General features: G+C 34.6%; 6 protein-coding genes and 1 pseudogene. 3 read left to right on the top strand and 4 right to left on the bottom strand.

Going from position 1 to position 6,739, the window contains the following annotated elements; translation table 11 throughout:
- From ODQ17_RS15585 to ODQ17_RS15570, 4 genes and pseudogenes are all read right to left on the bottom strand, one after another.
- A pseudogene (locus ODQ17_RS15585) lies at positions 1-448 on the bottom strand (fimbria/pilus outer membrane usher protein); the annotation flags it as partial.
- 40 nt (positions 449-488) lie between these two features.
- On the bottom strand, positions 489-1,196 hold the full coding sequence (locus ODQ17_RS15580) for a fimbrial biogenesis chaperone (protein WP_322904889.1): 708 nt from the start codon (positions 1,194-1,196) through the stop codon (positions 489-491).
- An 83-nt stretch (positions 1,197-1,279) separates the two neighbouring features.
- Entirely contained in the window at positions 1,280-1,807 is a 528-nt protein-coding gene (locus ODQ17_RS15575) for a Csu type fimbrial protein (protein WP_049836917.1), read from the bottom strand.
- A 532-nt stretch (positions 1,808-2,339) separates the two neighbouring features.
- Positions 2,340-2,771 carry a hypothetical protein gene (locus ODQ17_RS15570; RefSeq protein ID WP_322904886.1) on the bottom strand — a complete coding sequence of 144 codons (432 nt, stop codon included), beginning with the start codon at positions 2,769-2,771 and terminating at the stop codon, positions 2,340-2,342.
- Positions 2,772-3,237: 466 nt separating this feature from the next.
- Between ODQ17_RS15570 and ODQ17_RS15565 the strand changes: the two genes are divergently transcribed.
- From ODQ17_RS15565 to ODQ17_RS15555, 3 genes are all read left to right on the top strand, one after another.
- The gene (locus ODQ17_RS15565) at positions 3,238-4,911 is read left to right on the top strand and encodes an FMN-binding glutamate synthase family protein (RefSeq protein ID WP_004791750.1); all 1,674 of its coding nucleotides are present in this window, start codon (positions 3,238-3,240) and stop codon (positions 4,909-4,911) included.
- 210 nt (positions 4,912-5,121) lie between these two features.
- Positions 5,122-6,177: a linear amide C-N hydrolase gene (locus tag ODQ17_RS15560; RefSeq protein WP_322904884.1), complete on the top strand. Its 1,056-nt coding sequence runs from the start codon at positions 5,122-5,124 to the stop codon at positions 6,175-6,177.
- A 62-nt stretch (positions 6,178-6,239) separates the two neighbouring features.
- Positions 6,240-6,734: a hypothetical protein gene (locus ODQ17_RS15555; protein WP_322904882.1), complete on the top strand. Its 495-nt coding sequence runs from the start codon at positions 6,240-6,242 to the stop codon at positions 6,732-6,734.
- Positions 6,735-6,739 lie beyond the last annotated feature (5 nt).

Here is a 6,739-nt window from a genome sequence, read left to right as displayed (position 1 = left end):
AGTTCAGAATAGCCGCGTTTAAGGGCTTCATTTTCAGCAAATGAGGGCTGGTGACCTGCTGACCATTTAAGTCAACTGAATAATCCGTCAACATGTTTGACGGAACTTGTAAATTTAGAGCCTGTTCATTCTCTAGATATTTAAAACGGATTCCTTTTAGCTCATCAATACACACCCATTGATTATCAGGAGTCTGCTCATCCATTTTCATTCTTAAAACTTTTAAGTCACGAGAACGGATATACAGCTTTCTATCTTGATCTTGGCGAACCGAGATCAAATCTGTTGAAATACTCGAATTAATAGAAATCTTTAAGAAAAGCTGTGTGTACGCCTTATCAGAGATGAATACCTGATGAGAAGAGTTTGTAACTTCCGGAATACTTGGTAAAGCAGCATTGGTGCTATCTTGCAATGATTCAGCAAAAGCATGAATCGGCAAGTACATAACACATAAGGCACTTACGAGATATTTCATGTGTGCCTCTTTAAAGAGATGTTTGCTTACCGTTAATATTCAATGAAATATTATATTTATGATCCGTTTGAAATTTAAAATCAGGGCTAATATTAAAATTTCTTGCTTTACCAGCAAGAATATAACCATTCACCGTATTTACTTTAATGGCATAGCTTTTATTCGCTGTTGTATCAACAAGCGTTAAATTGCTTAAAAGTGCATGTCGATTTCCAACATTATTAATTATAAGTGAGGAATTATTTTGCTCTTGTTGTATTGACCAAGTAAGTTTAGTAATTGCATCTTTATTGACTACAAATAAAGGCAATGACGAACGTAGTAGTACATTAACGCCCTGATCCACTTTACGGTTATCAATCGGTTTTGGTAGTTCATCAATAATTATACGATAGGTTTGTTCATCAGAAACTGGTACTGGATTAATTCTAACTACACGTAAGTTATAAGAATCATTAGGTTGTAATTTTAAAAATGGTGGACTAACCGCGATCTCATCTGTAGGTATTAATTGATCTTGCCCAGCATTTTGACGCCATTCAAATACACGTACCTGCAAATCACTGCTTTCATTCGACTGGTTATATAAGCTAATTGAGGACGCAGCTTGATCGCTTAATATTTCAACACTTACAGGCGAAAGACGAATTGATGCAGCATTCAACATACTAGGCAAAAATAATAATAAACTTGTAGTAACAAAGATATTTTTTCTCATAATTTGCCCAGAACGACTTTTCTCAAATTAGGCTAGCTCTCCAAATCAAGAGCTAGCAATGACACAATAAAACTTATTAAAAATTAATAAGTCACTGTTACGGTTACTGTGTCAACATAGCTACCAGCACTTGGTAAAGTTGAGCCAGCTGGAATACGACCATAGACGTTAACTGTTTGTGGCGCACCAGTACCAGTACCGCTATATGCAGTTGTTGCAATACCAATTGCTGTTGCACGGTTAGTGTCAGAGAAAAGGTTGTAAGGAATAAATTCGTTGCTGGTTGCACCACCGATCATACGACGTTGAGTCGTTTGAGCATTTTTGCCGGCATCGAAAGCCAAAGTCCATGGCACAGTGTTGTTACATAAAACTTTAATTGCAGTACCACCTGTCGTTGTGGTGTCTGCGTCTACGTTGCTCGCAAGAGAACTTAAAGTACCAAAATCTAAAACTGCGTTAGCTGTTGTACCTGTAGCTGAAGTATTCAATACACAGCTATTTGTAATTGTTGCTTTAACAGTCAAAGTACCTGTTGCAGTTGCAGCATTTGCCGCATTGATAGACATTAAACCCAAAGTAATTACTGATAAAATGAGAGACTTTTTCATGGTTAAAAACCTTTTTACATTACGCCAATAAAATTAATAGATGTAAAAACTAGCCTTCCCCATCACAATCACTAGCTTTTCTGATTGTTTTTTCAAAGCGTTATTTTTTTACTCTACTTACGGCGCATAATACAAAAAAACAACAAAAACACTAACATAACTTTCATTCTAAATATCAATTAATAATTCAACTTCTGATGAATTTCTCAATTATAAAAATTTTTATGGTTTATCACGCTTTTTATATCGATTTTCGATACTTTTATCTAACTTTTATTAGTTTTACTAAAAAAAGTATAGATTTTCATTAGTTAAAGTTTACCATCACTTTTAGTATTTTATGTTTTTTTAATTTTTGGTAAAAAAATAATGAACAAAAATTAAGCTACTGATTATTCTATATATTTTAAATGAATAAGAAAAGAATATTTTATGAATAAGAAATCTAAGTAACTTATCGATACTTCTAAGATTTTTTAAGAATTTTCAGCACTTACACAATTTCCCTCTACAAAAAGAAGTTCGTGATAGCTTAACTATTTCTAAAAATTAAATGAAAAATCAAGCCAATAAAACCACCTCCCATAGCAAAACCCAACTGTATATAGGCTTTACCATACCAAGCTAACTCTCTGAATTGATAATCTGCACTTTGCGACCCAATTACTAAAATATTTTTAATGTCCCAGCTATGGAATCCTTTAGGTCTTTCTGCAAAAAAATCTAGAATAGGTGTAAACCCAAAAACGAATAAAATACCCAGTAAGGGATAAACGATAGATCCAGGAAATATAGGATTATTCTTTCTTTCCATAGAGTCAAATATTATAGTTGCAGCAACTAATATACTTTGTACTAGAGCGACTTTTTTGAAAGTATCTAGATCAAAACCTAGATAGAACATTAAGGTTAAGAAAAAAATGTCTGTGAAAAAAACGGAGCAGATTAATAGTTTCCAATTCATTTCAGTCCTTAAATGATTTTTTAGAATCTTATATAGTTGTAGTAATGTGTATTAAAAAAAATTTCAATTTATTTATATTAGCAAAAAATAATTAATTAGGACAACATTAATTAAATCAAAAAATATACAAATAAAAAATTTATTATTAATTAAATCTAAAGTTAAATCCAATTAATCCACATCCCTTTCAATGAAAATACTTAATAGAAATATTCTTTATTACAGCTAAAAATTTATAAAATATATCAATTTAATAATTAAGTATTTGATAATTTATTTAATCTCCTAAACCTCCAAATTAGATATTAATAATCGCTTAAATACTTTTTTTTAAAATCTATTTCTAAATTGAGTGAACCACAGCTGTACTGTTTGTTTTCTCTTGAAACTAACAATTCCACACTTGTAGTTTCACTTACTTATTGGCAAGGTATGTACCAGTAAAACATTAGGAATTTGTTCCAATATGGCGAGTCCAGCACAAATCATTCGACATAAATTTCTCAATACATTCTTTTCGCGCCATTCTCTCTGGTTCTTATGTATTTTTACTGCACTAAGCATAACTTGGTTTCGAACCGTATACACCCCTCATAGTATCTATTATTTTATTTCTGATACTCTCCTTAACGGGTTATGGGTGCTTACTGGTGCACTAAGTTTATTAGGCCTTTACGATGTTTTGCAGAATAAACATTCAATTCTAAGAAACTATCCAATTATGGGGCATTTCCGTTTTTTGTTTGAAGATATACGTCCAGAAATTCGCCAATACTTTATTGAAGCGGATCAAGATGCTCTACCTTTTTCTCGTATGCAAAGAAGTCTAGTTTATCAGCGTGCTAAAAATGAAAATGCAGATAAACCATTTGGTTCAATCATTGACGTTTATCAAGAAAATTATCGATTCATTGTCCATTCAATAAGCCCTTGTCCACCAGCAGATCCAAAGAGCTTTCGTATTCAGGTGGGTAATGCACAATGCCTTCAACCGTATAGTGCATCAATTATGAACATCTCTGCCATGAGCTTTGGTAGTTTAAGTGCCAATGCTATTCGCGCGTTAAATAAAGGTGCGCAGTTAGGCGGGTTCTATCATGATACTGGCGAAGGTAGTTTAAGCCCTTATCACCTAGAAAATGGCGGTGATATTGTTTGGCAAATTGCCAGCGGTTATTTTGGCTGTCGTACTTTAGATGGGAAATTTGACGAGCAAAAGTTTGCCAAGCAATCTCAATTACCACAGATCAAGATGATTGAGCTGAAGCTTTCCCAAGGCGCAAAACCAGGCCATGGTGGTATTTTACCTAAACATAAAATTACCGCAGAAATTGCACAAATCCGTGGTGTTTCTCGCGATCATGACTGTATTTCTCCGGCAAAGCATTCTAGTTTTTCTACCCCTATTGAAATGATGCATTTCTTACAGAAATTGCGCACATTATCTGGAGGTAAACCAGTTGGTTTTAAACTTTGTATTGGTCAGCCTTGGCAATTTATGAGTATTGTTAAAGCAATGCTAGAAACAAAAATTGTTCCTGACTTTATAGTCGTTGATGGATCTGAAGGTGGTACAGGCGCAGCGCCAATTGAGTTTAGCGACAATATTGGTACTCCATTACGTGAAGGCTTACGTTTTGTTCATAACACCCTTGTGGGTGCAGGACTAAGAGATCAAGTTAAGATTGGTGCGAGTGGTAAAATCATTAGTGCCTTCGATATTGCCAGTACTTTTGCTCTAGGTGCAGATTGGGTTAATTCAGCACGTGGTTTCATGTTTGCTGTTGGATGTATTCAGGCACAAAGCTGTCACACTAACCAGTGTCCTGTAGGTGTTGCGACCCAAGATAAAGACCGTCAAAAAGCAATTGATGTACCAACTAAATCAGAACGAGTATTTAATTTTCATAAAAATACATTGCATGCATTATCAGAAATGATTGCTGCGGCTGGTTTACGTCACCCTTCTGATATTAAAGCTCACCATTTGGCTCAGCGAGTAAATGACCGTGAAATTAAGAACTATGCTCAATTGCATTTTTTCTTAAAAGAGGGCGAACTTTTACAGTCTGAACTTAATAATGACGATGATAATTTTTATTATCGGATGTGGAATATGGCAGATGCTAATCACTTTTAATTTATATTAACTTGATATGTTGAGCATTACATTTAGAGTGTGATGCTCTTCCATATTTGAATTGAATATGTGATTTCCCCTCAAATTTCACTCCCCTTTTAATTTGTCTTTAATAGATTTTTCACCTAATATAAAAGTATAAATAACGTACACAATTTAATTTTATTTAATAAAAATTTTTTAATGCTTATAACAAGAAGGTATCTCATCATGTTGAAAAAAACATTCATCTCTTCTTTTGTCGCACTAGCAGTAGGTTTAAGTAGCTATGCTGTTGCTTGTACACGTGCCGTATATTTAGGCAATAACCAACATATTATTACTGCTCGCTCAATGGACTGGAAAGTTGATACGGGTACAAATTTGTGGATTATGCCAAGCGGGGTTAGTCGTGATGGTAGTGCAGGCTCCAATTCAATAAAATGGACGTCTAAATATGGAAGTGTAATTGCCACAGGCTATGAAGTTTCCACAACAGATGGAATGAATGAAGCTGGCTTGGTTGCTAACATTTTATGGTTAGTGGAGTCTCAATATCCAGATGTGAAAAAAACGGATAAGCCTTTACTCAGTATTGCAGTTTGGGCTCAATATGTACTCGATAATTTCGCAACTGTCGATGAAGCCGTTAAAGCATTAGAAAAAGAACCTTACACGATTGTGACCGATAATGTCCCAGGCGAAACACGCCTCACTACCCTGCATTTATCTATTTCTGACAAAACAGGTGATAGTGCAATTATTGAATATATTGGCGGAAAACAAGTGATTCACCATAGTCGCAGCTATCAAGTCATGACTAACTCGCCTACTTTCGATAAGCAACTTGCACTTGCCGAATATTGGAAACAAATTGGTGGAACAATCATGCTCCCCGGTACAAATCGAGCATCCGATCGCTTTGCACGTGCATCTTTTTACATCAATGCAATTCCTAAAAATGATGATAGTAAACAAGCTCAAGCCTCTGTATTTAGTGTCATTCGAAATGCGTCTGTTCCCTATGGACTAAATACCCAAGAAGAACCGAATATCTCTTCAACTCGCTGGCGAACTGTGGCCGATCATAAACAGATGCTTTACTTTTTCGAGTCAGCACTATCACCAAATGTATTTTGGGTTGATTTGAAAAAGATTAATTTTAAAGATGGTAAAACTCGTAGACTAGATTTAGGCCCCGATCAAAGCCATATATATGCAGGTGATGCCACTTCTTCTTTTAAAATTGCAAAACCATTTGTATTTTTAAGCCCATCTATGCGTTAATTTATGTCAAAATTTATTACACTTAACATAAATAATATTAAGCATACTCTCTTGGAATTTATATGATGAAGAAATCTCTACTCTTATTGGGTTCATGTCTACTTACAGCGGCTTGTAGCACCACACAGGTTAGTACAACAGCTCCTAAAGAGGTAAAGACAGCGGGTCAGCTAAACTGCTCCCCAACTGAACTATGCCCCAGCTTGCTCGTGAGATGGAACGAGAATCAAAAAGATCAGCTTCGTGTAGATGTTCATTTAAGTAGTAGTTATAACTTTTATGATATTAACGAGTTAACATTTGATATTGATGGGAAACGATTTAACTATCAACCTGCTCAATCAACTGAAAAAACGAATGTGAGCCGATTAGTTCCTAAACATTCTACAACTTTCTTTATTATTCCAAGTAAATTCTTGCAAGAGTTTAAAAGTGCTCAAAATGTAAATGTTTTGATAAAAACGGATAAGGGAACAATCGAACGCAATATGTATAGTCCACAAAAGCAGTCTTCGGTTTATAAAAACTTTATGCAGCTTTATCAAAATTCAAAATAAAGTAC

The sequence above is a fragment of the Acinetobacter sp. IRS14 genome (genome assembly GCF_034650275.1).
Classification (GTDB): Bacteria; Pseudomonadota; Gammaproteobacteria; order Pseudomonadales; family Moraxellaceae; genus Acinetobacter; species Acinetobacter oleivorans.
This window is presented reverse-complemented; position numbering and strand designations above follow the sequence as displayed.